Origin of the sequence: Pseudogracilibacillus sp. SE30717A (assembly GCF_037071985.1) — a bacterium.
Taxonomy (GTDB): Bacteria; Bacillota; Bacilli; order Bacillales; family Amphibacillaceae; genus Pseudogracilibacillus.
On record NZ_JAXHDF010000007.1, the window covers coordinates 39,497 to 66,435 of the forward strand.

The following is a 26,939-nucleotide window of genomic DNA, read 5'->3' on the forward strand; positions in this document are numbered from 1 at the left end:
TTCCATCTTCTAATTTATCTTGTAAATGCGGCAGGCACGCCTCCGTCCACAGCTAACATATTCCCTGTAGACTTGCTTGCCTTTGTGGAAGCAAAGAAGGCTACTGCTTCGGCGATATCTTCCGGATAAATATTTACGAGTAATGTCGTCCGTTTTTTGTAGTGATCCTCTAATTCATCTGGATGGATGCCGTACGCACTCGCCCGCTCTTTTCTCCAATTGGAATCCCAAATAGCGGACCCTTGTAAAACAGCATCAGGAAGAACGGAATTTACTCGAATTCCATATTCTCCACCTTCTGCAGCGATGCATCTTGCCAAATGCACCTCCGCCGCCTTTGCAGTCGAGTATGCTGAAGCATTTTTTCCTGCATAAATGGAGTTTTTGGACCCGATGAACACTTGGCTTCCACCGAGTTCTTGTTGCTGCATTACTTTGAAGCCTTCTTTTGCGACCAAAAAATAACCTGTTGTCAACACATCCATATTTAGCTGCCATTCATCTAGGGTAGTCTCTACAAATGGACTAGAGGTAGCCAAACCTGCATTATTAACAATAATATCTATTCCACCAAAGTAAAGTATAGCTTGCTTGTATGCCTCTTTTACTTCCCTTTCTTTCGTAACATCCATTTTTAAAGGAAGACATGTGTATGCTCCGTATTTTTCATTCATGGAATTCGCTACTTTTTTTGCGCCTTCTTCATTCAAATCGGCAATAACGACATGTGCACCTTCCTTTGCCAATCGCTCTACACAAGCACTACCAATTCCACCAGCCCCTCCGGTAATCAGAGCCACTTTACGAGAAAACTCTGCCTCTGGAGGTGCCAAAGTTAATTTGTATAACTCCAATGGCCAATATTCAACGTTATACGCTTCATTTTCTGAAAGGGATGTAAAGGTCCCAAGAGTAGTAGAACCACGCATCACTGCAATTGCGCGCTCATAGAGTCCAGCGCTGTTGACCGCCATAGTACGGCTCTTGCCAACTGCAATCATACCAATCCCCGGAATTAAAATCACACGGGGAGAAGCGTTGATCAACTGATCATCTTCATCCTTATTGCGATCAAAGTATTGCTTATATTCCTTTCGATACGCTTGAACCCCGTCTACCACCTTCTTTTTCAATGCCTCTACATTTCTACCTTCTATATCCCACTCTACAAATAGTGGCGTACGTTTTGTATGGACTAAGTGATCTGGACAAGCCGCTCCAATTTGTGACAACTCGCCCGCATCCTTACTGTTTACAAACTGCATCACATGGTCTTCATCATTTACATATAAAATCGCTCTCTCATCTTCGGAAACCAGTCCACGAATAACTGGCAAAAGTTCCATTAAGATTTCTTCTTTTTGTTCATTTGGCAACACATCATACTTCTTTCCACCAAACAATGTTTCTTCATCCACAAGGTCCTCGATGTATCGCTCAGCTTCAGAAATAACTTCAATCGTTTTGTTATACGATTCCTCCGCCGTTTCTCCCCAAGTGACCAACCCGTGCTTTTCCATCAAAACAAGTTCGGCATTCGGATTGCCCTCAACCGCTTCTGCGATCATTTTGGAAAGCTTAAATCCAGGTCGAATATAGGGAACCCACACATACCGATTTCCGAAAATCTCATCTGCCACTTCTTTTCCGTTCGACGCACAGCAAATACTTATGATTGCATCGGGGTGAGTATGGTCCACATGTTTATACGGCAAAAAAGCATGAAGTAACGTTTCAATAGAAGACTTTGGATGATTCGCATCAATCATACAATGTTGTAAATATGCCGTCATATCCTCATCCGACATATCGTCAAGCTTTATGAGCGGCTTAATATCCTCTAACCGTAGTCCAGTAAAATTACTCGCATTCATTGTAGCAAGGTCCGAGCCACTTCCCTTCACCCACATCACATTTATATCGTTTCCTTTAAAATCCTTTTCCAACGTCTTCATCGACGTATTCCCACCACCCCAATTACAAACCGAGCGATCCGTACCCAATAAATTCGAACGATACACTAATTGTTCCAATCCTTTTTTATTTTTCGCTTTACTGTCATCCCATAAATTTTGTGCCAAACTAGTACACTCCCTGTATTTATTTTTATTTCAATTTAAATAATTGTTTGTTTTATTGTTTTTATCTTTGTTTATGTCTGCTTTAAGTCATTATATCAGAAAAAAATAAAAAAGAAAGATTATTTTAACAATACAAATAATTTAATAAATATAAAAACAGTAATTCAAAAGAAAACAGTACTTTTCAAAGATGACTTTTCTATTTTCTTTTGGAATATTTTCTATTTTATATTTAACATAAAACAGTTGAAAACCACACAAGCAAATTTAAGTGATTGCAGCTTAACAATAACAAACATTTTTCTTCTAAATCATCTCAGCATATGACAGAACACCATTAATTTTCCAAAAATTTATCGACGTACTACTTGCCCACGTCGATAATAATTACTATATGTTTACATGTCGTTCCATAACCGTTACATAAATAAATGCGTCTTTTTTATCCAACTTTTACATACTTTCTTACTAAAAAACTTAGTTCAGCTTCATAGTACAACTGCTCTGAAATTGGCTAGAAAGGAATATCATCCTCCGGTTCGATCACTACATTAGGAAATCGATACTCATTTACCTATTTTATTAACTAAAATATATATTAGAGAAGAAATCGCGATTGAGGAATGAAAGAAATGAATTGACTAACTAGCTGCAAAAAATTGCAAAAGTTAAAGGGAAAATTTAGAAATCGAAAACCAGTACTCTCTTAGTTATTTCAACTAAATAATAGGCCCTTAAGTATCATCACCTATATAGATTCTTAAAACCTACTTTATCTTCTTCGTTTCGACAGTCTCCCTAATATAAAGGAAGCTACTGCAAGACCAATAATTGTATTTGTCTTTTTATTAAATACTTGTTTAACTACAAGATTAAGGTTTTGTGGTCTCTCAGCTAATCTACGCATAAAATAACCATACCAATCTTGTCCAAAAGGAACGTACGTGCAAAAATGATAACCTTCACTTACCAATTGATTTTGCATACCCTCTCTGAAACCATAAAGCATTTGAAATTCAAATCTATCTTTAGGTATATCGTTCGTTTCTACGAATTGTCTTACTTTCTCAATAATTCTATGGTCATGTGTAGCAATTGAAGTAAATTTACCATTTAATAAATTCCATTCAGTTATTATCAATTTCGTCCTTTTTCTGATACGCTACTTCTTCTGACTCCTTATATGCACCCTTTACGATTCGTAACCGCAAGTTCTTCCATCTTTTAATATCTTCCTTCGCTCTAAAAAAGTAAGCTTGAATAACGGTTCCTATATTATCATATTTTTGCGACAATTCTTCAACGATAGTAAATGAAGCATCTAAACGTTCATAATCTTCCATATCAATATTTACAAATAGATTTAGTTGACTTGCTTTCTCAATAATCTCTCGAATATTATTTAAACAGAATGTATAATCTATATCTAACCCAAGTTGCGAAGGTTTTAACGAGATATGAGCATCCACTCCGTGATCTTTAATTGCGTCAATGACATCAATGATTTGTTCTTTTGCCTCCACGGCCTCTTCCCTGTTCTTAATAAACTCTCCTAAATTGTCGATTGTGCAGGAGATACCTGTTACATTTAGTTTTTTGACACTTTGGATCATTTCTTCAATATTCGTCCCAGCAACTACATGTTGGGCCCCAACACGTAACCCCCATCGCTTAGCACCCTGATTTAATATTTTATTTTTTGATAAACAAATAAATAAATCTCTAACACCATTGTTCATAAAGATACCTCCGACTTTTGAATTCACAATAAAAATAAAAAGAGGAAACGTTTAATTTCCTCTCCCAATAATTAATCTACAATAAATCCATGTTTAAACGGATCATTCGGATCAACAAGAATCGTTTGAAAACCAGTGATAAACGCTGAACCAGTAATTTCTGTTATTACAGCATCAACATCACCTAACTTCGTTTCCTCTAACGCTTTACCAGTAAATGTTCCTCCTACGAACCCTTCACAAACTATTTCTTCACCAATTGCTAACTCTTCTCTACCAACCATTCTTGCTACCATTGCCGTAGTGCCTGTACCACCAGGAGAACGATCTGCTTGTTTATTACTAAAAATATGAACATTTTTATACGTTGCATTTGGAATAGTAGGTGGACCATGGAATGTAACAATATCGATATAATCAATAAATGGCTTAGTCGGATGTTGCACTTTATATTGTTCATTTACATGCTTTTTAATAATTGAAGCTAACTCTTTTAATCTAGTTCCATTGGAAGGATCTATTTTTTCCCCAAGCTGTTCAATGTCAACCCAAGCAAAATAATTACCACCGAAGCTAATATCTACTGTAACCTCTCCTAGTTCTCCAGCATCTACTACTAAATCTCTTTTCTCCAAGAATCCAGGTACGTTTTTAAAGCTAACAGATTCAACTCTACCATTTTCAATATTAACAGTAGGATAAACGAGGCCAGCTGGTGTTTCCAACACTAATTTTGTCTGCGGTTCAGTTACTTCTACTAATCCCATTTCTACAATAGCAGTAGATACACCGATTGTTGCATGACCACACATATTTAAAAAGTTATCATTATCCATATAGATTACTCCAAAATCTACTCCCTCTTTATTTGAAGGTAATAATACTGCACCAAACATGTCTCTATGCCCTCTTGGTTCACGGATTAAACTATTTCTTAACCATTCATAATGCTCTGCCATATAATCTCTTTTTTCTGCAACAGTTTCTCCCTCTAATTTTAAAAGTCCACCATTAATAATCCGTGTTGGTTCACCAAATGTGTGTGTTTCAATTGTTTGTACAGCTCGATTAAAAATCATTATAATTCTCTCCTTTTATTATGCGAATTTTCCAAATTATTTACCAATAACATTTTATAATGAACCACCCCCTCTAAAGCCAAGATATCAAGTTATTAATCTTGGTATATATAAAACAAGGTCAGGTAGGAAAATAGTTAAAAATAAAGCTATTATTAAAACAAAAATAAACCAAATATTATATCGACTGACCTGCAACATACTTACTTTAGCAATTGCAGTTGTAATATATAATCCACTAGCAACTGGTGGGGTTTGCTGCCCAATTGCCCATACAATAATTACAACCATGGCAAACTGTAATGGATCAATCGCTGTGGCATCAACTAATGGTAAAAATAGTGGAACTATTACAAGTACCATAACAGTACCATCAAAGATAAAACCACCTATAAACAAGATCAAACTAGCAATTAACATAAGGATTATCGGACTATCAGAATACTGCATCATAGGTTCTGTCACTTGTTTACCTATCCCTAAAACTGAAAAGGAGTAACCTAATATCTTTGCTGTCGCAACAATAAACATAACTAATGCTGTATTTTTAACACTGTCATTCAAAGCTTCAATAAATCCAGACCATGTTAATTCTTTATATAAAATTCCTGCTACAATTCCAACAAATACTGCTACAGCTGCTGACTCTGTCGGCGTTGTAATCCCTGTTAAAATTCCACCCATAATAACGATGGGCAACATGAGAGCAGGAATTGCATCAATTAATGTTTTTATTAATTCCTTAAAAGAGAAAGGTTGTTCAACAAAATGATAATCCTTTTTAACTGAAATCAAATAAACTACAATTAAATAACCAAAGGCAATTAGTATACCAAATGGAATTCCTGTCAAAAACAAACTTGCTACGGAAATGCCAGATATAGAACCATATAAAATCATCGGAACGCTTGGAGGTATGATTATACCTAAAGAAGATCCAGCCGATGTAACAGCAGCCGAGAAACTAGGTGAATATCCTTTCTCTTTCATAGCTGGAATCATAATCTGTCCAACAGCTGCACTTGCTCCTGCCGCTGTACCTGTAATTGCACCAAAGAACACTGAGGCTATTACATTCACCATAGCAAGTCCACCTCTAATCATACCTACCAATGATAGAGCAAGATTGATTAATCTACGTGAGATTCCTCCTTGATTCATGAGGGACCCTGCTAATATAAATAGTGGGATTGCAAGCATAGGAAAACTACTAGTTCCTAAATAAAGCTGTTGAAGAATAAAAGTTAAAGGTATATCTACAAACACAATTAAGAAAAAGATTGCCGTTATTCCTAATGTAAAAGCAATAGGTACTCCAATTGCAAGTAGTATCAATATAACGATTAACATTAAAAGCGCTATCATAATTGAGCACCCCCGTCATGACTATGGGTAGAAAATAATTGTTTGAAGCCACCAATTATTTGTCTTATGATCTCAATCGTCATTAACATACAGCTGATCCAAATTATCCCATAAGGTACCCACATAGGTAGTCCTGATACTGGCATTGCTAAGGAGCCAGATTGTAAAATAAATGGGTATGCCCAATAAACAACCATAATTAAAAATCCTAACACAAAGAAGTTACTAACTACTTTAAGTATTTGTTTACCCTTTTCAGATAATTTATTTGACAGAATATCCATCTTTAAATGAACATTCTCTACCGTACATTGATAAGCACCAAAGAAACTGATCCAGATCATTGTAATTAATGAAATTTCCTCCGGCCAAGATAAAGGATTGTCTAAAAATTTTCTTGTAATTACTTGCAACATTAACACGAAGAACATAGTGAACAGCACGGTTATATTTACGTACTTTATAACAAAATAGATTTTATTTATCCATCTCATATCATCCATCCTTACTCCTGTTGCTCAATAATTTGATCTACGATATCTCTTGCATCTTCATCCAATTCGTCTATTACAATATCCCAAACATTTTTAGTAAGTTCTCTAAACTCTGAAACATCTTCAATTACATGGACATCCATACCCTTTTCTTCTAATTCTTTAATTAAAGCTTTATCCTGTTCTTCGTTTAATTCCCTATTTAAATCTCTTCCTACATAACTTGCTTTTTCAATAATCTCTTGTTGTTCCTTTGTTAATGAGTTCCATTTATCTAAGTTAATAAAAAGTGTAGCCGGTGAATAGACATGGTTAGTTACAGTCAAGAACTCCTGTACATCATAAAAGGAAGAGCTGTCTACAACAGATAATGGATTTTCTTGACCATCGATTGTTCCTTGTTGAAGTGCTGTAAATACTTCTGACCAAGACATAGGTAAAGGACTTGCTCCTAGCGCTTTAAATGTTTCAATTCTTAAATCACTTTCTGGTACCCTAATACGTAACCCTTTAAAATCTTTAGGACTTTTGATTTGATGTTTACTATTTGTAACTTGTCTAAAACCGTCTTCCCAGTATGCTAGGTGCTTTATGTTATTTTCTTCTAATTTATCGCCAACTTGATCACCAATTTCACTATCTATAATTTCCCATGCGGACTCTCTATCATTAAAAATATATGGTAATGAAAATATATCAACATATGGATTCATTTGAGACATGGGAGTAGAAGAAATTCCTATATCGATTGTCCCAACCTTAACGCTTTCTTGAATTTCCCTACCTGAACTAGCAAGAGAACCGGCACCATGAATTTCTATTGTTATTTCACCATTTGTTTCTTCTTCCACAATCTTTTTAAATTCTTCCGCTCCTTTTCCCCATGGATGGTCAGTCGGTAATTCATAGGCAAAACTTAATGTTATTGATGAACTATTACTGCCCTCTTCGTTATTCGCGTTTGAAGAACAAGCGAATAATCCCGTTAAAAACGCCAAAGAAACAATACACAATGAAAGCGCTTTAACTTTTTTCAATTTTATTCCTCCTTAAAATTAACTTTGATTTAAATCATCTAAAACTACATTTTCGTATTCAGCAATACCACTAAGGTGGCGACTATAAATTTCATAAACTCTATGACTATCTCTCTCTCTTAATGCATGATATATCTCTCTATGTTCACTCAATGATCTTTCAACAAGATTTTCTCTTGTGAGAAATGACTTTCTAAAAGAAACGATATAATCATGAATATTTTCTAATATGTTAATTAGTTTTTTCATTTCAGATGCATTTATAATTCTTTTATGAAACTCATCATGTACCTTGATTAAATTCTCACTATCTTTTTTGGAATGATGGAATTCCGCTAAATCTAACAACTTTTCCAAATAATCTAACTGATCATCCGTTATTTTCTCAGCTGCTATCTTTCCCGCTAAAGGTTCCAATTGTTGTCTAATTAGATTAATTTCTCTTATGCTATCTTTAGTAATTCCAATTACTTCACAATATTTTCTTGGATGTATTTTTACAAGATCTTCACTTTCTAATCTATGAAGTGCTTCTCTTATTGGCGTTCTACTAACTCCAAACATTTCTGCTAATTTACTTTCAATTAATTTTTCACCAGGTTTATAAAAACCATCTAAAATAGCTTGTCTTAACTTTAAAAAAGTAGTTTCTCGTATAGATATGGGCTTTATTTTTTCCATTTTCTATGACCTCCTTGATCACTGACATATTGTATCCCAGATTAAATATTCAGACTTCAATTACTTTCATTTCATGTTTTGTATTATAAGGGATACTGTATCCCAGTGTCAATAGAATATTTTAAATTTTTTAATAATGCATTAATCTAACTAAATAACATAGAGTTTCTGTCCATCTATCACCCATAATAATGACATGTCTCCTAATACACTTTCTCATTTACTCTTATTCAGGTTCCATGTTCTATTAAAAAACACCCCTATAATAATAGAGTCACTATGTTCCAGTGTATCTTTATTATAGGGGTTCTCCATTTCCGTGGGCTGGTCCACATTATCCGTAAGCAATTCATTTTAATAGTCTTTATACTATTTATAATCTCATTCTTTCCATCAACGCTTTTTGTTTTAGGTCTTATTGTTTTTGCAATATCTGAATATAATTTCTGAATCAAAATGAGAGATAAGATATTGCTGCAATTGTACTTTTTAAACTTCGTACAATATGGTTGCGCATGGCCGTTTCAGCAGATGCTTCATCTTTGGATTTAATATGTTTTAACACTTCTTCATGTTCCTCTACTGGAATAATAGAAGCATATTTTGGATCTTTATAGGCACCTAGGCGTCTATACCTTGCAACACGGTTATTAATTTGCTCTAACATGTTAACGGCGGTAATGTTATTACTATACTTTTTCAATTTATTATGGAAATTACTTCCGTAAGAAACAACATCCTCTTGACGGTTTGTTTCAGCTGATTTTCTCATCAGAAATACAATGTCTTCTAATCTATTTATAATTGAACTAAAATCTTCAGAACTGGCAATATTTAATGTTGCTTCACGAGCAATTAAACCCTCAATAACTTCTCTTACTAAAAATAATTCTTTAGCTTCTTGAATTGACATAGGTGAAACAATAATCCTGCCATTCGATCTTTTTATTAATAAGCCTTCTAATTCCAGCCGATATAACGCATGACGTAATGGAGTTCTACTTACTCCCAATTTGGTTGCTAGTGTTGATTCAACTAGATGTTGATTTGGTTCAAATTTTAGTTCAATTATATTTTGTTTAATCGTTTCATAAATAATATCTATTGTTGACAATCTTTTATTTTCATTTTTCATTTGATTACCGCCTTTAACATCCTGTTTTCTTTGATATTAATAACGGGATATCTTATTTAATAAGTTCATCCATATTAGTTTTTGCAATTGAATCATCTAAACCTTCATACTCCTCATATAAAAGAGTATCATATAGTTCTTGTCTTGTCTGCATTTTCCCTAAAAGTTCTGATTGAGTACCAGTTTTATATAATTCTTTATATAACGATTCAACAGCCTTCGATGCAATTCGTAACGATGTTACTGGATAGATTACTATTTTATAACCCATCTCTTCAAATTGGTCTGCTGTAAACATCGGTGTCCTTCCAAATTCCGTCATATTTGCTAAGAGAGGAAATTGTACTGCAGCAGAAAAACTTCTAAAATCCTCTTTTGTTTGAAGTGCTTCTGGAAATATTACATCAGCTCCAGCTTCATAATATGCTTTCGCCCTTTCTATCGCCTTATCTAACCCCTCCATTGCAAATGCATCTGTTCTTGCTACAATAATAAGATTAGAGTCAGCTTTACGTGCAGCAGTAATTTTTTGTACCATCTCTTCTTTAGTCACAAGCTTTTTTCCATTTAAATGGCCACATTTTTTAGGAAGTTCTTGATCCTCCATTTGAATGGCTGCGGCACCGGCATCTACCATCTCATAAACAGTCCTTGTTACATTCAGAATGCTGCCATAACCAGTATCCACATCCACGAGTAAAGGCATTCCTGTGGCACGTACTATTTCCCTTGTACGATTGGAAAGCTCTGTTAAAGTTAGAACCCCAAGATCTGGCATACCTAGACTAGCCGTAAGTGCTGCTCCGGAAAGGTAGATAGAGGTAAAACCTGCTTTTTGAGCAAGTAATGCAGCCATCGCATCATGTGCACCGGGAATTTTGATAATTCCTTTTTCTTTTAATTGTTTTCTCATCACTTTAATTGGATCTTCAAATGTTTCTCTAACTAACCAACTCATTTACTTCACTCCTATTAATTTCTTATAAAGATGATAAAGGGGTATATAAATCCCCCGCCATTATCCTTCGAGCAGTTCGATCAAGACCAACATACTCAATTTCTTGTTTATTAGGACTTTTCTTTACCCGAATCGTCGCTATACCTTCCGGATGTCCTATTCTAATTATTTGTTCTCCCTCCGTAGACGAAAGCCCAGAGATCTCATTTGGAATCGTCCCTTTTAACAGACATGCTCCAGCCAAATTAAGCAACCCACTAACAGCAAAGGTTCGGTGTAATTTTTTCACAGAGGTCATTCGAGCTAAAATGTCATAATCCTCTTTTTTAATCAATTCGCTAGTTGATGTCCTATAATCCTTCGGTTCACTTACAAAAGAAACTTTTGGCAAAGCGACATACTTGTTTCTTGCTTCCTCAATATTGGGAGCCAAGCCACTTTTTACTGCAACTTGTTCACGAATTTTTTCCAGCGTGCTTACTATAGTTGGACGTTTTAAAATCTCCTCATTTGGTTCTTTCCCCGTTAAAGCAAGATCCTCTGCCTTCACATATACGAAAGGATTCACAATATCCGTAAATGAATAATCAAAATTAATCTCTCCGATTGTTAAAGTCGACTTCGCATTAAGTGGCAATGTTTGTCCAGTTTTTCCACCACCAGGATTTTTAACATCGATTGAAATTTTTGCTCCTGTATCCTTCACCCCCGCCATGCTATAGTCACCAATTACCTTTGCCATCCCCTTATCCAATGGGACTTTTATTTGCAACATTTTATCTATGTTTGTATTCCATACATTTACTTTAGTGAATTTATCTTCATTAAATACACTAACTAAGCCTTCATCAACCGCAAAAGCGCCCACGGCAGCCATTAGATTACCACACGTTCCCTCAAAGTCCACGACATCACTCCCTATACCTAACTGAACAAATGTATAGTCAACATCCATTTCTGGTCGTGAACTTTTATTTATGATGACTACTTTACTTGTATGAGATGTTCCTCCTCCTAAGCCATTTACGTGTGATGCGTCTTCTGCCCCAATTCCTTTTAAAAATATTCTTTCTCGTAGCGATTGATCTTTTGGCAAATCCTTTTCATGAAAAAATAGACCACGACTAGTTCCACCTCTGTAAACAACACAAGGTACTTTTAATTGTTCCAACTCTATACTCCTCTCTTGATCAAAGTAAAATTTTGATGAACACCGGCAATATAAGGATGATAAGAGAAACCCGAAATAGATGCATGAGCATTACAATTTGTTCATCCACCTCTATTTCATCAACTAGATTGGATATTTCACTCATACCGGCGGGAATACTTCCAGTGATTGCAGTCAGCCAGTTAAAACCTAATAGTTTCGTAAACAATTTGGCTAATAAGAAAGCAAATAAAATATGCCCTATCGTTGCAATTAAACCTGGAACAATCAGTTTCAGGAACAATGCTGCAACATCGGGCTGTAAATTCAGTCCTACTAAACCTCCGATTACCATTTGAATCTTTTGTTTATATCTTCTTTGTAACGGTGGAACCGCTAAGCCACTAATTTTTGCTATAGCAATCACAAGGAAACTACCGACAAGTATCCCCATCGGCAGCTTTAAAATATATCCGGCAATTGCTCCGGTAATTGATAGGGATATCACCTTGATCATATTTTTAAACTGTATCATGTTTTGATTTCCCCTTGCTTTTTATCATATTTAGCAACCATTTCAAAATCAGCATGATCGTTACAAACCGAATAATATGCATCATAACTACAGTTTGAGTATTGACATCCAGGGAATCCGCCAAAGTGAGCATTTCAGCAATCCCCCCTGGAGCAACCGCAATTACTCCGGTAATGAATGGAAACACCCCCACCCAATTAAACAAGAGTGCTATAAAAACCGCTGACAAAACACTGCCTAACCCTAAAATAATAAGGCCAAAGATTTGTTTTAAAGGAAGCATTAGAATTTCTTTTGTAAACATTAATCCTATCATCGCCCCTAATGCAACCTGTGCAGCTGGCCTTATAACAGGAGAAACATTGGTAAATTCTACAATATCAGTCATGGTGAAAATCCCTACAAATAACATAGATCCAAGCAGTGCACCAGCTGGAAGCTTAAGTCTTATTCCAAGCGTTCCACCTATATATGCAAAAGTTAAAAAAAGTATTGTGTGCGTCAATTGGTTCACCCTAGTATTTCATAATCATATCCATTAGGATGCTGTTTTCTTCTTGTTCACTCTTTCCATAATAATAGGAAGAAGTACGCCTAAAACAGTAATAATAATCAATACAAGACTTACAGGCCTAGTAAAGAAAGCCATTAATGTTTCACTTCCATGAAGTTGAACACTTTTTAAAAGTTCTTTATCTGCGATTGGACCTAAAATGAGTCCGAGTACTACCGCGATAATAGGATATTTATTTCTACGTAAATACCATCCAATGATTCCAAAAATAAAAACAAGAATTGCATCGAATAATAAATTACGAGTTGCAAACGCACCAATTAAAGCAAAAATTACAATAATAGGCACCAAGATTCGTGTCGGAATATTGATTACATGTCCTGCTCCCAACGAAACAACTCCACCAACTAATATGAGAAATAACAAGCCGACAAACATTGAAAAAATTACCCCGTAAAGAATTGTGCTCTGATCAATAAATAGGCGCGGCCCCGGCACCCATCCCTGCATAATAATCGCACCAAGCAACATGGCAGTAGATGCGCTTCCAGGAATACCTAACACCAACATAGTCGCTAATGCTCCACCTTCTGAAGCGTTATTTGAAGTTTCTGCAGCTACAATCCCCTCTTCATTACCTTTTCCGAACATTTCTTTCTTCTTGGAAAAACGTTTCGCTTCATTGTAACTAAGCAAGCTGGCAATTGTTGATCCCGCAGCTGGTAACGCTCCAACAAATACACCAATAGCACTTGAACGTATAATATTAAACGGATATTTAAAAACTCTTTTTATCCCGTTTAAGATTTCAGACATATAACTTTGTTCGGATGTGTTTTTTGCAACAAATTGTTTATCCGCCAAAAAGAAAAGCTCGGATACTGCAAATAATCCTATTAAAGCCGGAATCATAGGTATCCCATCAAGCAAATAAACATTACCAAAAGTTCCTCGCATTGCACCAGTGTCCGTCATACCAATCGTACCTAATAAGACACCAAATAAACCTGCAAAAATTGACTTGATAAACCCACCTTCTTGAACAGAAGAAATAATAGTTAACCCAAACAAGGCTACAATAAACATTTCTGTCGGACCAAATTTTAAGGCAAATGTAGCCAAAGGTTGAATAATGAGTAAAAGTACTAAAGCCCCAATAAGTCCTCCAATAGTTGAAGACCCCACCGCAAGTCCTAACGCTTTTCCAGATTGCCCTTTTTGTGTCATTGGATAACCATCTAAAGTTGTTGCAACAGCAGCAGGAGAACCCGGGGTATTAATAAGAACTGCAGTAATGGCACCTCCAAATAGTCCACCTGTATAAATAGCAATTAAAAATACAAAAGCCGGGAGAGGGTCCATCGTGAACGTAACTGGTAACATTAATGCAATACCTAGAGATCCTGTTAAGCCAGGAATTGCCCCTAATACTACTCCAAGAAATAAACCTAGAATAATTAGTAAAATATTAAACCAATTCATAAATAATATAATTCCATCAAATAAAGACTGCCAATCTATCATTTATAAAACCCCCTGTAAGATAATTCCTTGAGGGAGTGGAATTCCCAACAAATTATTGAATAGAAGATATAACACCACTGTTGTAGCAATAGGTAATATAATTAATATCTTTTTCGATGATGTACCTAAAACCCACATCAAGAATGGCATAAAAGCTATCGTTGAAATAATAAATCCTATATAATTCATTAATACTAAATAAAGTAATGTCGATATCATAAAGAGAAAAACTTTTTTACTTAGCCTTGAAGAAGCTTCCGATTCAGCTTCATTTGTAGCCTCATGTGTTGTTTCTTTTTTTCTCTTTTCTCGCCATTCCTGCCAAATAATGATTGGATACAGTAAGAAAATAATCCAAATAACAGGATTAACTAACAACTTATCCTGAGCGTTTTTTAAAGAGCTAATTTCAAACAGATATAATAAAGTAAATATTAAAATACTTGTAGCAACTATTATTCTATGAACAAAAGGTGTTAAAATGTTACGCAATTTTCCCACATAGATCCTCCTTGCAACATAGTATAAACATTTCGGTTTAAGGTCATGACTTCAAAAATACAGCCATGACCCTCTAAGAGATTAGTGTATTCTAATTTTTATTCCAATTTATCTTTATATTCATCTAACAAATCATGTAATGATTGATTTAATTCATCGCTTTCCTCGGGTCCACGATAAGCGCTCACTTCTTCAGCATTATTTTCTTTAATATAATCTTGATATTCTTCACTCTCGAAAACTTTTTCATAAGCATTCGCAAGCATTTCAAATAACTCTGGGTGATCCTCTTTAAAGGTAGCATGAGTAGCTAAAAAGCGAACAGAGCCAACTAGAGGAACTTCCGCTTCATATTTGGCTAACACATCATTGATTGGTTCTGCATCTGGCCATAAATCCATCTTTTCTTCAGAAGCTAAAGCCAACACCCGAGCGTTATCAGCAATAGCATTATCACCAAGCGCATTTCCTATCATAAAATCCACATGTTCTCCCAAAAGCGCATTACGCATTTCTCCGCCACCATCATAAAAAACAGGCTTAAATGTTGTATCTAACTTTTCTTCAAGCAATACACCTGTTAAATGTAAAGGACCACCATGTACAGTCGAATAACTAATCTTTCCTGGATTTGCTTTTGCATCCTCAATCAAGTCTTCAAATGATTCATACGGAGAATTCTTATGTACAGTGATAGTTATTGGATCGAATTGTTCGATATTCACCATTGCAAAATCATCAATATCATAATCTGCATCTTGCAATAAAATACTTGCACTCAAATATAACTGAGTACCACCGAATATAACAGAACCATCATCTTTCTCATTTAAAAATTGAGTTGTACCGACCTGAGTTGCAGCTCCTGGACGATTATCAATCTTAATAGATGTATCTAACTCTTTCTCCATTTCTTTTGCAATTACTCGCATCATACTATCCAAACTTCCACCAGCATCAAATGGTAGAATTAAAGTTGTATTTTTATGAGGCCATTTCTTCGCGTCTCCACTCTCTTCATTTGCATTGCCATCACTTGATGAGCAAGCCGCTAATATAAAAGTAAATACTACAGCAACCATAATTAATTGAAATGATTTCATCTTTCCCATAACAAATCCTCCTAACTTTTTGAAAACGGTTTCATGTTTTAAAATTCTTTCCCTCCTAAAGATAAATAATTATAAAGATTCTTTATGTTTAGCATTATAGCATATAATTTGTTTAATTGTATACAATTAAACAAATTATATTTGAGTTAATTATTAATCTAGATAAAAAGCAATCTTATACAACCAATAAATTTGCCAAACAAAAACACCCCAAAAGTAGATTTTTCACTCTAACTTCTGGGGGGGAATAATAGATCTATGTTGAAATATTGTTTCCTTATTATTAGCGTCTTGTTAATTTTCATAAGCTGTTTGTATATGGTCATTACACTCTATAGCATGGTAAGTAAATTCAAAGATTCAATATAATTAAATATGAATGCAGATACTCACAGTAATAGTGGACTTTTCTCTACAAAGATTCTATTAATTATTCAAGAAATCCCGAACTAGTTTTAAATATGCTTCATTTTCTTCTTGCTGTGGAGAATGTCCACTATTTTCGAAAATAACTAGTTTTGAATTCGGTATTTTACTAGCAATTAGTTCTGAACAAACAACCGGTGTTACCCAGTCATGTCGACCAACAGTAACAAGCGTTGGGACTTTAATATTAGGTAAATTCGGTACTAAATCAAAGTTAGGTTTGTTATAGCGAAAAGCATAATTATGAGTTTCATAACGATAATAAATTTCATCAAGACGCTTCTTTACTGCTTCTTCATCATATTCAACCGTGTAAAGTGGTTGAATAGCTGTAAATAATTCCTTTAGGTCTTCATTTGACCGAACTTTACCATCGAAAAGTCGGCGAATGCCATCCTCCGTTATACCTTCCAGGTTACTTTTCAATGCCTCATCAACAGATAAATGATCAAATTCACTATTTGCTGCTGTATCACGTAACAATACATGTGTCACACTATTCGGATATCGAATAGCGTATTCAAGTGTTAAAAAGCCTCCGTATGATCCACCCAATATTTTAATAGGTTCGCCCACTAACTGTTTACGCAATTCTTCAATGTCGGCTGTCCACTGTTCATGGGTAAAAGGCTCATTTCCTTCTGAACGTCCAGAGCCACGCATGTCCAAAAATACGAGACGATATGTGTCACCAAGTGCAGAAAAAGCACCAATATCTCCTCTACAATCACCTAAACCAGGAGCACCATGAATAAAGAATATTGTTTCTCCGTCCAGATTCCCATGTATTTCATAATAAAGTTTATTATCATTTATTGTTATAAACATGATTTTCTTCCTCCTATTGATTTACTTTTTTACATATCTAGGATCAAGTACATCTCGTAAACCATCCCCAAGGAAATTATACGTAAGCACAACAAGTGTAATAGCGATTCCTGGTAATACACCTAGAACCGGGGCCGTCCATATATATTGTTGTGAATTTTGTAACATATTCCCCCAAGTCGCAGTTGGTGGTTGTATGCCTAACCCTAAATAACTAATAGCACTTTCTGTTAAAATCGCTGCTGCTATCGTCAATGTTCCCGATACAATAATAGAAGGAACAATTTGCGGAATAATATATTTTGTTAATGTTCGAAAAGAAGTGGCACCTGATGCATTCGCTGCTTCAACAAATTCGTATTCTTTCCATTTCAATGTTTCTCCATAAACAACCCTGGCAATTTCCATCCAACCTGATAAAGCGATCACGACAATAACCATGACTGGACTTGTTCCAAGAACTGTCAATGCCACGAGAACAAAGAAAAAGGTAGGTATAGCCATCATTGCTTCAGTAATTCTCATTAAAACAGCTTCAATAACACCACGGAAAAATCCTGCACACGCACCGATCGTCGTACCAATAATTAATGAGAACAGCATGGATCCTAACCCAACTAATAAAGTTACTCTACCCCCGTGTAGCATTCGCGAAAAAACATCTCGACCAAGATCATCCGTACCAAATGGATGCTGGAAGGACCAGCTTGCTAATGCTCCAGCTTTCTGTAAATTATCGGGATTTACTGTCCAAACGAATGGACCTAGAAAGACAATGGCATGAATCACGATCAAAAACCATAACGAAAAATAAGCTACCCTATTTTCTCGTAATTGCTTTAACAATGTAAATCGCTTCTTTTTTGAAGATCCCGAATTTATTATTTTTGTACTTTTAGTCGCTTCCATCCTATTCCACCTCCTACCTTAAACGTTCTTCACTCGAGGATCTATTCGAGAATATAGTAAATCTACAATTAAGTTACATACAACTACAACAATAGTAATAACGACTGTTACGCCCATGATAAGCGGGTAATCTCTCCCTTTAGCAGCTTCAATGATTAACGTTCCAATCCCCGTCCATCCAAAAATAGATTCAATAATAACCGCCCCACTTAAAAGTCGTGGAATTAACATACCGATAATAGTAACAACAGGGATTAATGCATTCCTAAGAGCGTGAACATATAAGACAATTGCTTCCTTTGCTCCTTTTGCTCTTGCTGTCCGAATATAGTTTTGTGTAATAACTTCAAGCATAGAGGATCTCGTAAATCTCACAATATTCGGTAAAACGGTCGTTGTTAAAATAAGAACTGGTAAAATTAAATGAGAAATCCAGCCCCATAAATCAAAATCCTCTCCTCGTGCCCCAACTCCAGATGACGGCAGCCATCCAAGCTTTACCGAGAAGAGTAGAATAAGCATTAGTGCTAACCAGAATGCTGGAACAGATAAGCCAATAACACTGACGAAATTAATGACATGGTCTTGCGCTTTTCCTCTCTTTATTGCAGATAATACGCCAAAAAAGATACCAACAATAACGGAAATAATAATCGTAAACATAGTCAATTCAATTGTATATGGAAGCCGTTCTGCAATTCTTTGTAAAACTGGCTCGCTGGATGTAAACGATACACCTAGATCACCTTGAAGCGCATTTTTCAGCCAATCAACATATCGCACCATAACGGGTTGATCGAGCCCTAAATTTTCAATCATCGCTTGACGCTCCTCAGGACTTGCATCCATCCTCATTACACTCGAAGGTCCACCCGGAGCTAAATTGACGAGGAAGAAAGTGATAATCGTAACGAGAAGTAATAAGATTATACTCTGTCCCAATCGATTGAGTAGAAATTTAAGCATATCATTCTCCCCCTCTCTTTTTAGGAATAAAAGTGTGCTACATGAGCACACTTCCATTTGTTTTATTTTTCAATATACCATTCATTTATATAGTGAAGTGCATCACCAAAAGCTAGCTCAGGAACCCCTTTAAGCTCATTTATACGAACTTGAGCTTCTTGTGGATACCATAAAAATAGATATGGAAGTTCTTCAGCCATTAATTCTTGAGTTTCCTTATAAATCTCTTTCCGTTCTTCTATATCAGCCACTTGGGCACCTGCATCAAGTAACTCGTCCAACTCTTTATTTTGGTAACCCGGAATGTTATTTCCTTTCACATTTTCCGAATGCATATAAGCAGTCAAGTCTGGATCAGCAGGGTATCTCCACCAATTTAATGTCATTTCATAGTTGCGATCGACTACGACATCTTGGATCATCGTATTCCATTCTAGTGTATTTAACTTAACATCGATGCCTACTTCCACTAGATACTGTTGAACCATCTGTGCAACAGCCTCTAAATCACCCTGAATTCCGATTGAAAAATCAATTGCAAGTGGTTCCCCATCTTTATCAACGATGCCGTCTCCATCCGAGTCTGTCCAACCCGCTTCAGCAAGTAATTCTTTCGCCTTTTCAGGGTCGTAATCATATCTTTTCACATCATCTGTATAATACTCTTGTAAAGCAGGAGCAATTCCCGCATCAGCAATTGTTCCATACCCTTTCAGAACCGTATCAATGATATTTTGACGATCGATTGAGTGAAGGATAGCTTGACGAAGTGTCTTATCTTGGAACTCCTCAATTTCTTGATTCAAAATCAACCAGAAGAAACGTGTTGTATCTCTTGCATATACTTCTACATTATCTGCTGCCTCGATCCGATCAATGGAAGCCAGATCATCTAAAGAAAAGATCGATAATTCACCACTTAAAATTTGAGCAATATGCGTATTCGCATCTGGAAGAACCTTGTATTCTACTTCATCTAAAAGTGCCTTATCACCGTAGTAGTCATCATTTCGCTCTAGAACAACACTTTGTCCTGAAGTATATTTTTTTAATTTAAAGGCACCTGTTCCAATTGGTGATTCTTTATTAAAAGATGTTAATTCCCAAGGATCTTTGCCTTCAAAAATATGTTTTGGCATAATTTCTGTATTAAAACCTAAATAAGCAGGTAATGCCGCTACAGGACTTTCTAATAAAAACTTAACCGTATATTCATCCACTAACTCTACTTCTTTTACATCTTTAAAATATGAAGCATTATTAGCTCCCAACTCTTTATTTAACGTTATTTCATTAAACGTATATACGACATCTTCTGCTGTAAACTTTTCACCATCATGCCAGAGAACGTCATCTCTTAAGTTAAATGTCCATTCTAATCCATCCTGTGATGTTTCCCAATCCGTTGCTAAGTCAGGAGCAGGTAATAAATCTTTACCTGGTTTCGTTAATCCTGAAAACAGAACACGGTTAATAAGATTGGATTCCGCAAAAGCGTTTGGATGCCATGGATTAAATGTTGGGTCTGCAACAATTGGAATCGATACTTTTCCACCTTCTTGCGGACTACTTTCAGAGTTATTTGCTTCACCTTGCCCTTCCTTTTCGGAAGATTTATCCCCTCCGTAGGAACATCCTACAAGAAGAACTAAAGAAAAAATCATGATGCTTAACCATTTAAAAGGTTTCATTATTCAACTTTCCTCTCAGCTGTTATTTTACCCACGTTTCTTTTAGAACACGCATTATATTTCCACCAGTTACTTTTTGAATATCTTCACGACTGTAACCCTTTTTAACTAACCAACGAACAATATTAGGGAAACATTCAGCAGGATTCTCTAATCCTTTAACATAATCTACCTTTGGAAAACTGTTTTTTCCGTGAGCACTTTTAATGGAGAGCGCTCCAGATAATAAATCATGAATACCTACATGATCACCGAATAATGTGTCTGGACCAAAGGCAACATGATCAATTCCAGCATAATTTGCAACATACTCAAAATGTTCCATAAATGATTCAATGTTATGAACAGGGTTATTTTTAGTAATCGTCGTATGTGGAGCTGCTTCAATCCCAATAACTCCGCCTTTTTCAGCACATGCTTTTAGAACATCGTCCGGCTTTAACCTTCTAGAGTCCCAAAGTGCACGTGCGCCAGAATGATTAATAGTTACAGGCTTATCACTTACTTCAATCGTATCTAAAGACGTTTTATCACTCGCATGAGATACGTCTACTGTGATTCCAAGTTTATTCATACGTTGAACTGCTTGTTTACCAAAAACGGTTAAACCACCATCACTTGGTTCTCTTAAACCAGATCCTAATTGGTTTGCTTCAGAGTATACAACTCCCATTGTACGAATACCAAATCCGTATAACACATCTAAACGGTCCAGCTCATTTTCAATCATTGTTGCAGATTCTAATGCACCAACAAAAGCAATTTTCCCTTCTTCTTTTGCTCGGTATAAGTCAGATATACGCTCTGCTTTAATAACCATATCTTGATGGGCAATATCACTAAACCTGATACCTAGATCATGGATAACGTCGCTCCATTTCCAGCCAGCTTGAGAAGTAACCATTGCTGTACCATCCATGAAGTTTTCAAAAATAACGTCTAAACCAGATTGACTTAGTGCCTCATAACCTGTACTATCACGGCCTTGTCTTCTAAATTCAAAGAACTCATTTAAATCTTCTGGAAGAATAAACGTATGCTCATGCATAGAAATCATAAGATCTTCTTCAAGAATCTTTTGTACTTTCTCTTCTTCATCCGCTGTAACTTCATAAATATATGGTTCTACGCGGTCATTCTCTTTGGACAATTTGTACTCTTTAAAATCAACACCTGGCTCCAAGTATTGAAAAGATTTGTAACCATCATACTTCTTTTTGTTTCCTCTTGATGTTGTTTCAGACATGTTAAAAACTCCCTTTTTATATTTGAACAAGAATAGTATTTTCTAATTAAATATTCTGACATTTAATAGAAAAACTTTTTCTCCTTGTCTTAAAAATTATTAAACACGCATGTACAGCTTTCATAGATAACCATGTGCAGCAACGATCAAAAATCGTTTTAATTCTATTCAGGCTTGTACAACCTGTTCTTCCATTGCTCTTTCTGCGATTGCTTGCTTTAATGTTTGTCCCTTTTTTAATGGATAGTGACAAGCGACTAAATGATTATCACGCACTTCGGTAAATGCTGGAACCTCACTCTTACAACGTTCTGTCGCAATCGGGCATCTCGTCCTGAATCGACATCCGGACGGTGGGTTAGCAGGTGAAGGAACTTCTCCTTTTAACACAATCCGCTCTTTTCTCAAATAAGGATCTGCTTCGGGAACTGTCGATAGTAAGGCAGCCGTATATGGATGGGCAGGATGATTGAAAATATTATCCGTTTCCGAAAGTTCGACCAAATTCCCTAAGTACATCACACCAACGCGGTCAGAAATATGCCTTACAACATTTAGTCCATGAGCAATAAATAACATCGTCAAGCCTAAATCCTCTTTTAACTTCATCAGTAAGTTAATGACTTGTGACTGAACAGATACATCTAAAGCTGATACAGGTTCATCCGCCACAACAAATTCGGGGTTTAATGCAAGAGCTCTAGCAATCCCAACTCTTTGGCGCTGCCCACCTGAGAACTCATGAGGATAGCTATGATATCGATTTGGATCAAGTCCAACAAGTTCAAGCATTTCCTTTACTTTTCTTTCCTTCTCAGCCCCTTTAGCAACACCATGAATATCATACATTTCACTTATAATCTGACCAATAGTGAAACGTGGATTCAATGAACCAAATGGGTCTTGATAAATAATCTGTATTTCTTTTCGCAATTTCCTTAGCTCTTGTTCTTTATACGTCAAAATATTTTCATCTCGGAAATACACTTTTCCTTCAGTCGGTTCTTGTAACCGTAAAATATTCCTGCCTAATGTCGATTTTCCACATCCCGATTCACCGACAAGCCCTAACGTTTCCCCTTTATAAATCTCAAAGGAAATACCATCAACGGCTTTAACGACCTTCTTTTCGCGACTAAACAATCCGCTTCCTTTTATCGGGAAATGTTTTTTTAAACTTTCTATTCGTAGGAGAATTTCCGCCTCATCCTGTTGCTTATTCGTCAACTGTCACTCCTCCTTTCTGACTATTATTTTGAAGTAAGTTTTGCTCAAGCAGGTGATCCACATGCCAACAGGCTACTTGTCGATTACCTTTAACTTCCATAGGAGGTTCCTCTTGATGACACTTCTCTGTTGCAAATGGACAACGCGGAGCAAAGCGACAACCTTTTGGAACGTCATGTAAACTTGGAATAGAACCATTAATAGACGTTAAAGGAACACCCCTCTCCCCATCCATCTTTGGTACGGATTCCAATAACCCAAAAGAGTATGGATGCAAAGGTTGATCAAATAAATCTTTCGTAGGTGCAATTTCCATTATTTTACCTGCATACATAATAATAATTTGATCAGCCATTTCTGCAGCAACACCAATATCATGAGTAATTAACATGATGGACATATTTCTCTCTCTTCGTAAGGTTCTCAAAAGTTCTAGTATCTGAGCTTCGATCGTAACATCTAATGCCGTCGTCGGTTCATCTGCTATAAGTAGTTTTGGCTCTGATGCTAAAGCAATTGCGATCATTATCCTTTGCCTCATACCGCCAGACAGTTCGTGAGGATACTGTTTTAATCGTGCAGCCGGATCGGAAATTCCTACCAAACGAACGAGTTCTTCTGCACGTTCCATTGCTTTCTTTTTACTCATTTTATGATGAAAAAGAATTGCTTCCGTAACTTGTTTCCCAATCGTAAAAACTGGATTTAAAGCTGTTAAAGGTTCCTGGAAAATCATTGAAATCTCTGATCCTCGTATCTGTCGCATTTCTTCATCGCTCTTATGTAAGAGATTTTCCTGATTATACCGAATTTCACCGTCTAAGATTTCTCCATTCTCAAACTCTACCAAACGCATAATACTCATAGAAGTAACACTTTTCCCACTTCCAGACTCTCCAACAATACAAATTGTTTCACCGCGCTTGACATCAAAAGAAACACCATCAACAGCTTTAATATATCCCTTTTTACCTTGATATGCGGTAACAAGGTTGTGGACTTCAAGTATGTTATCCAAATTAGTCCCCTCCTCTCTTTCATAATCAAAAAACGCTATTTTAATTGATTAGATGATCTCGTCTTGAAGGAAAAATAACCTTACTAAAAATTTTGTTAATTTCTCTCTGACTTTCTTTCAAAATAGGTAACATCTTTATCGCATGTTCCTCGGTGAGCCGAAAAGCTGGACCTGCTACAGATAAAGAACCTAGCACATACTCCTTTCGATCAAATAAAGGAATCGAAATGGCAGCCACATCATTGTATGTTTCTCCAGCAGTGTAAAACCAACCTTTATTTTTTATATGTTGCAACTTTTCTGAAAACGACTCTCTAGAACCAATGTATTCAGACTGTTTTTCTAGTCCTTGGTCAATGATTGTATCTTGAACTTCTTGGGGTAAATGAGCGAGAATCACTTTATGTGACGCTCCTACATACAGTGGGGATCTTCTACCGACCGATTCGCCGAATTTTATACTCTTCCCACTCTCGACGATTTTCACGAATGCACCCTCATTGTTATCTAAAATCGTTAAGACTACACTTTCTCCTGTTTCACTACCTACTTTCTCTAAAATTGGATTAATCCAATCATAGATTTGAAGTTTTTCTTCAACCACATTACTTAATTCAATAAACTTTATCCCTAGCTCATATTTTTTCGTTTCTGGATTTTGGAAAATATATCCGCTCTCTACAAACGACTTGAGAAGACGATGAACAACGGTATGACTAAGGCCTACCTCCCTAGAAAGATCTCTCAATCCCCATGAAGGATTTTCAACAGTGAATGCATCTAGCAAACTCAACGCTTTAATAACCATTTTTGAACTCACATCATAGCACAACCTCGCTCGCATTTTTGGTTCGATAATCGAACCACCGCTTTAAATATTAGTTTAAAATTGTTTTTATAATACCACTATTTAAAAAATGTTTCAATAGTACTATTAAACTTTTATTTTCTTATAATTCTTTCTACAATAGTAAATTTGAAATTTTTAGGATAAATAGGGGAAAAGAGGGGCGAAAAGGGCGTTGATTCTTCTTACCGTTTGAGTGAATCGTTTACACTTAGTTAAAGACTAAAAATTAGCATGGCCGAATCTACTTGAAGGTGTATTTTACAAAGGAGATCTAATATTGGGCAGCGTACATTTTAACTCAAAAAAGAGGGTAAAAGTGACTTTTAATCCTAACGAGATCCCTCTCCTATTATATAAATATCCATTAAAAACGTTGTGTATGTTTCATAGATATATTTATGACTTCATAAGAAATAATTATACGAGAGGAATTATCCATATGTATATTTTATCGGAAAAGGAAATCAGAAGACATTTTAGTTATACATCCGGAATTGATTGAAGATGAACTTACTTTATTAGAAAGGCAAGGGCAATTAGAGAATCGTAGAACTGTTTAAAGATGCAAATGATCACCTTTTATTAGTTGAGCTAAAAAAATGCGTTGTTACTAAAGAACAAGTAAGAGCAGATCGAAGACTACATTCAAAGGATTAATAAAATCAAAAAAGGTAAAAATAGAGACATGATAATTGGACAATCGGTTTCTACTTCAATCCGGTTACTATGCAAGCAACGTAACATTGAATGGAAAAAAATAAGTATTAATGACTTATATACGTATTTGCAAGAAAATAATAGAGAATTATTTGACCAAATTTTTTTGAAAAGAAATTGGATAAAAAAGCCAAAGAAATAAAAATGCATAGTTTCCATGATTATTTAAACGCTACTTAACCATTTGGAGTACCATACACCTCTTATCAATTCTTTAAGTCAAAAGATGCAAGTTAAGAATTTAGTGAGAACAAAGAAGATAATCAAATAATAGCGGATAGATTCAGAGATATTATTTTAAATCTAGAGTTCAATCGAAAGTTATTCAACAAAAATGTTAGGGTTATGAGAAAGCCGGAAATGGGGCCACGATGGATAATAAAAACAAAAGATAGATCTTGGCAAGGGTATATTATAGATTACATGTTATATCTCAAAAATGATGAAATACCAATTCCATGTGAACTTTATTTAGGAACAATTGGCTATAGAGGCAACCCTAAAGCAACATTTTTAGATGAAAAATCAAGATTCATAGTATTGGACATTGGTAAAGGGACCCAAAAGACTACAATCCAATACGGTTTTCATAAATATCTTCGAACAAAGCAAAAATCATTATTCCCTTTTTATGAATTAAAATTTAATGCTAAGGGGATTCCAAAAGAAAATTGGGAAAAGATTTATTACGATTTGAATGAATTTGGGTACATTGTAAAACAATCTGAAGACAGGACGTCTAATTTGCTTTGGATTGGAGATATCGAACTAAACAAAGACACAACACTGTATTCAGTTTGGAATCTTATTGAAGCATTATTTGCAGCTACTATTGTAAAATTTCATTAAATGAGAGAAGGAAGTGGCATTGCTTTTAATTTTCTTACATGAAGAATAAACTAGAGAAAAATACAACTGCTAGCTAAGTAATATACTTAAGAAAGAAGTATTGGAAAAAAATTTGTCCTTGCAGTTAAAGTAGAAAACGATACTAGATACACTGGCTTTATGAAAATACTTGTGAAATCAACATGGCAATCCCTTAAAAGCCTTAGATTAACAAATAATGCTATGAAGACAAAAGTAGTCGTGTACGGTGACGATGCAACTCTATTAGGTGCAATATCTTAAGTATTTAGATCTATTTGAGCCAATA

Annotated in this window: 23 protein-coding genes and 1 pseudogene; 1 reads left to right on the forward strand and 23 read right to left on the reverse strand. The window is 35.6% G+C overall.

Annotated features, from left to right (window positions below):
* Positions 1–14 precede the first annotated feature (14 nt).
* The 23 genes and pseudogenes from SPD48_RS12235 to SPD48_RS12345 form a co-directional block, all read right to left on the reverse strand.
* Positions 15–2,081: a bifunctional aldolase/short-chain dehydrogenase gene (locus tag SPD48_RS12235; protein ID WP_336258408.1), complete on the reverse strand. Its 2,067-nt coding sequence runs from the start codon at positions 2,079–2,081 to the stop codon at positions 15–17.
* 772 nt (positions 2,082–2,853) lie between these two features.
* Positions 2,854–3,820 (reverse strand): annotated as a pseudogene (locus SPD48_RS12240) (proline dehydrogenase family protein).
* A gap of 71 nt (positions 3,821–3,891) precedes the next feature.
* The gene (locus SPD48_RS12245) at positions 3,892–4,899 is read right to left on the reverse strand and encodes a proline racemase family protein (protein ID WP_336258409.1); all 1,008 of its coding nucleotides are present in this window, start codon (positions 4,897–4,899) and stop codon (positions 3,892–3,894) included.
* Between the two features lie 87 nt (positions 4,900–4,986).
* Entirely contained in the window at positions 4,987–6,264 is a 1,278-nt protein-coding gene (locus SPD48_RS12250; RefSeq protein ID WP_336258410.1) for a TRAP transporter large permease, read from the reverse strand.
* Positions 6,261–6,758, reverse strand: a complete 498-nt coding sequence (locus SPD48_RS12255; protein WP_336258411.1) for a TRAP transporter small permease — start codon at positions 6,756–6,758, stop codon at positions 6,261–6,263. The genes SPD48_RS12250 and SPD48_RS12255 overlap by 4 nt, the downstream gene beginning before the upstream one ends.
* A gap of 11 nt (positions 6,759–6,769) precedes the next feature.
* Complete coding sequence (locus tag SPD48_RS12260) at positions 6,770–7,795, reverse strand: TRAP transporter substrate-binding protein (protein ID WP_336258412.1); 1,026 nt, start codon at positions 7,793–7,795, stop codon at positions 6,770–6,772.
* An 18-nt stretch (positions 7,796–7,813) separates the two neighbouring features.
* On the reverse strand, positions 7,814–8,476 hold the full coding sequence (locus SPD48_RS12265) for a GntR family transcriptional regulator (protein ID WP_336258413.1): 663 nt from the start codon (positions 8,474–8,476) through the stop codon (positions 7,814–7,816).
* Between the two features lie 451 nt (positions 8,477–8,927).
* A complete protein-coding gene (locus SPD48_RS12270; protein ID WP_336258414.1) occupies positions 8,928–9,611 on the reverse strand; it encodes a GntR family transcriptional regulator in 684 nt (227 codons plus the stop codon).
* A gap of 52 nt (positions 9,612–9,663) precedes the next feature.
* Positions 9,664–10,569, reverse strand: coding sequence for a methylisocitrate lyase (prpB, locus tag SPD48_RS12275; protein ID WP_336258415.1), 906 nt, complete (start codon positions 10,567–10,569; stop codon positions 9,664–9,666).
* Positions 10,570–10,591: 22 nt separating this feature from the next.
* Positions 10,592–11,740, reverse strand: coding sequence for a PrpF domain-containing protein (locus tag SPD48_RS12280; RefSeq protein WP_336258416.1), 1,149 nt, complete (start codon positions 11,738–11,740; stop codon positions 10,592–10,594).
* Positions 11,741–11,759: 19 nt separating this feature from the next.
* Complete coding sequence (locus SPD48_RS12285) at positions 11,760–12,254, reverse strand: AbrB family transcriptional regulator (protein ID WP_336258417.1); 495 nt, start codon at positions 12,252–12,254, stop codon at positions 11,760–11,762.
* Positions 12,241–12,759 (reverse strand): AbrB family transcriptional regulator, encoded by a 519-nt coding sequence (locus tag SPD48_RS12290; protein ID WP_336258418.1) that lies wholly within the window; start codon positions 12,757–12,759, stop codon positions 12,241–12,243. The genes SPD48_RS12285 and SPD48_RS12290 overlap by 14 nt, the downstream gene beginning before the upstream one ends.
* 33 nt (positions 12,760–12,792) lie before the next feature.
* Entirely contained in the window at positions 12,793–14,292 is a 1,500-nt protein-coding gene (locus SPD48_RS12295; protein WP_336258419.1) for a tripartite tricarboxylate transporter permease, read from the reverse strand.
* On the reverse strand, positions 14,293–14,793 hold the full coding sequence (locus SPD48_RS12300; protein WP_336258420.1) for a tripartite tricarboxylate transporter TctB family protein: 501 nt from the start codon (positions 14,791–14,793) through the stop codon (positions 14,293–14,295).
* Between the two features lie 98 nt (positions 14,794–14,891).
* Positions 14,892–15,905 carry a tripartite tricarboxylate transporter substrate binding protein gene (locus SPD48_RS12305; protein ID WP_336258421.1) on the reverse strand — a complete coding sequence of 338 codons (1,014 nt, stop codon included), beginning with the start codon at positions 15,903–15,905 and terminating at the stop codon, positions 14,892–14,894.
* 426 nt (positions 15,906–16,331) lie between these two features.
* Complete coding sequence (locus SPD48_RS12310; RefSeq protein ID WP_336258422.1) at positions 16,332–17,159, reverse strand: alpha/beta fold hydrolase; 828 nt, start codon at positions 17,157–17,159, stop codon at positions 16,332–16,334.
* 21 nt (positions 17,160–17,180) lie between these two features.
* Complete coding sequence (locus SPD48_RS12315; RefSeq protein WP_336258423.1) at positions 17,181–18,068, reverse strand: ABC transporter permease; 888 nt, start codon at positions 18,066–18,068, stop codon at positions 17,181–17,183.
* 18 nt (positions 18,069–18,086) lie between these two features.
* Complete coding sequence (locus tag SPD48_RS12320) at positions 18,087–19,034, reverse strand: ABC transporter permease (RefSeq protein WP_336258424.1); 948 nt, start codon at positions 19,032–19,034, stop codon at positions 18,087–18,089.
* Between the two features lie 62 nt (positions 19,035–19,096).
* Positions 19,097–20,725 carry an ABC transporter substrate-binding protein gene (locus SPD48_RS12325; RefSeq protein WP_336258425.1) on the reverse strand — a complete coding sequence of 543 codons (1,629 nt, stop codon included), beginning with the start codon at positions 20,723–20,725 and terminating at the stop codon, positions 19,097–19,099.
* Between the two features lie 22 nt (positions 20,726–20,747).
* Positions 20,748–21,971 carry a dipeptidase gene (locus SPD48_RS12330; RefSeq protein ID WP_336258426.1) on the reverse strand — a complete coding sequence of 408 codons (1,224 nt, stop codon included), beginning with the start codon at positions 21,969–21,971 and terminating at the stop codon, positions 20,748–20,750.
* Positions 21,972–22,139: 168 nt separating this feature from the next.
* Positions 22,140–23,198: an ABC transporter ATP-binding protein gene (locus tag SPD48_RS12335; protein ID WP_336258427.1), complete on the reverse strand. Its 1,059-nt coding sequence runs from the start codon at positions 23,196–23,198 to the stop codon at positions 22,140–22,142.
* Positions 23,188–24,216: an ABC transporter ATP-binding protein gene (locus SPD48_RS12340; RefSeq protein ID WP_336258428.1), complete on the reverse strand. Its 1,029-nt coding sequence runs from the start codon at positions 24,214–24,216 to the stop codon at positions 23,188–23,190. Before SPD48_RS12340 ends, SPD48_RS12335 begins: the two co-directional genes overlap by 11 nt.
* A 40-nt stretch (positions 24,217–24,256) precedes the next feature.
* A complete protein-coding gene (locus SPD48_RS12345; RefSeq protein WP_336258429.1) occupies positions 24,257–25,036 on the reverse strand; it encodes an IclR family transcriptional regulator in 780 nt (259 codons plus the stop codon).
* Between the two features lie 1,092 nt (positions 25,037–26,128).
* Between SPD48_RS12345 and SPD48_RS12350 the strand changes: the two genes are divergently transcribed.
* Positions 26,129–26,632 carry a hypothetical protein gene (locus tag SPD48_RS12350; RefSeq protein WP_336258430.1) on the forward strand — a complete coding sequence of 168 codons (504 nt, stop codon included), beginning with the start codon at positions 26,129–26,131 and terminating at the stop codon, positions 26,630–26,632.
* Positions 26,633–26,939: the final 307 nt, after the last annotated feature.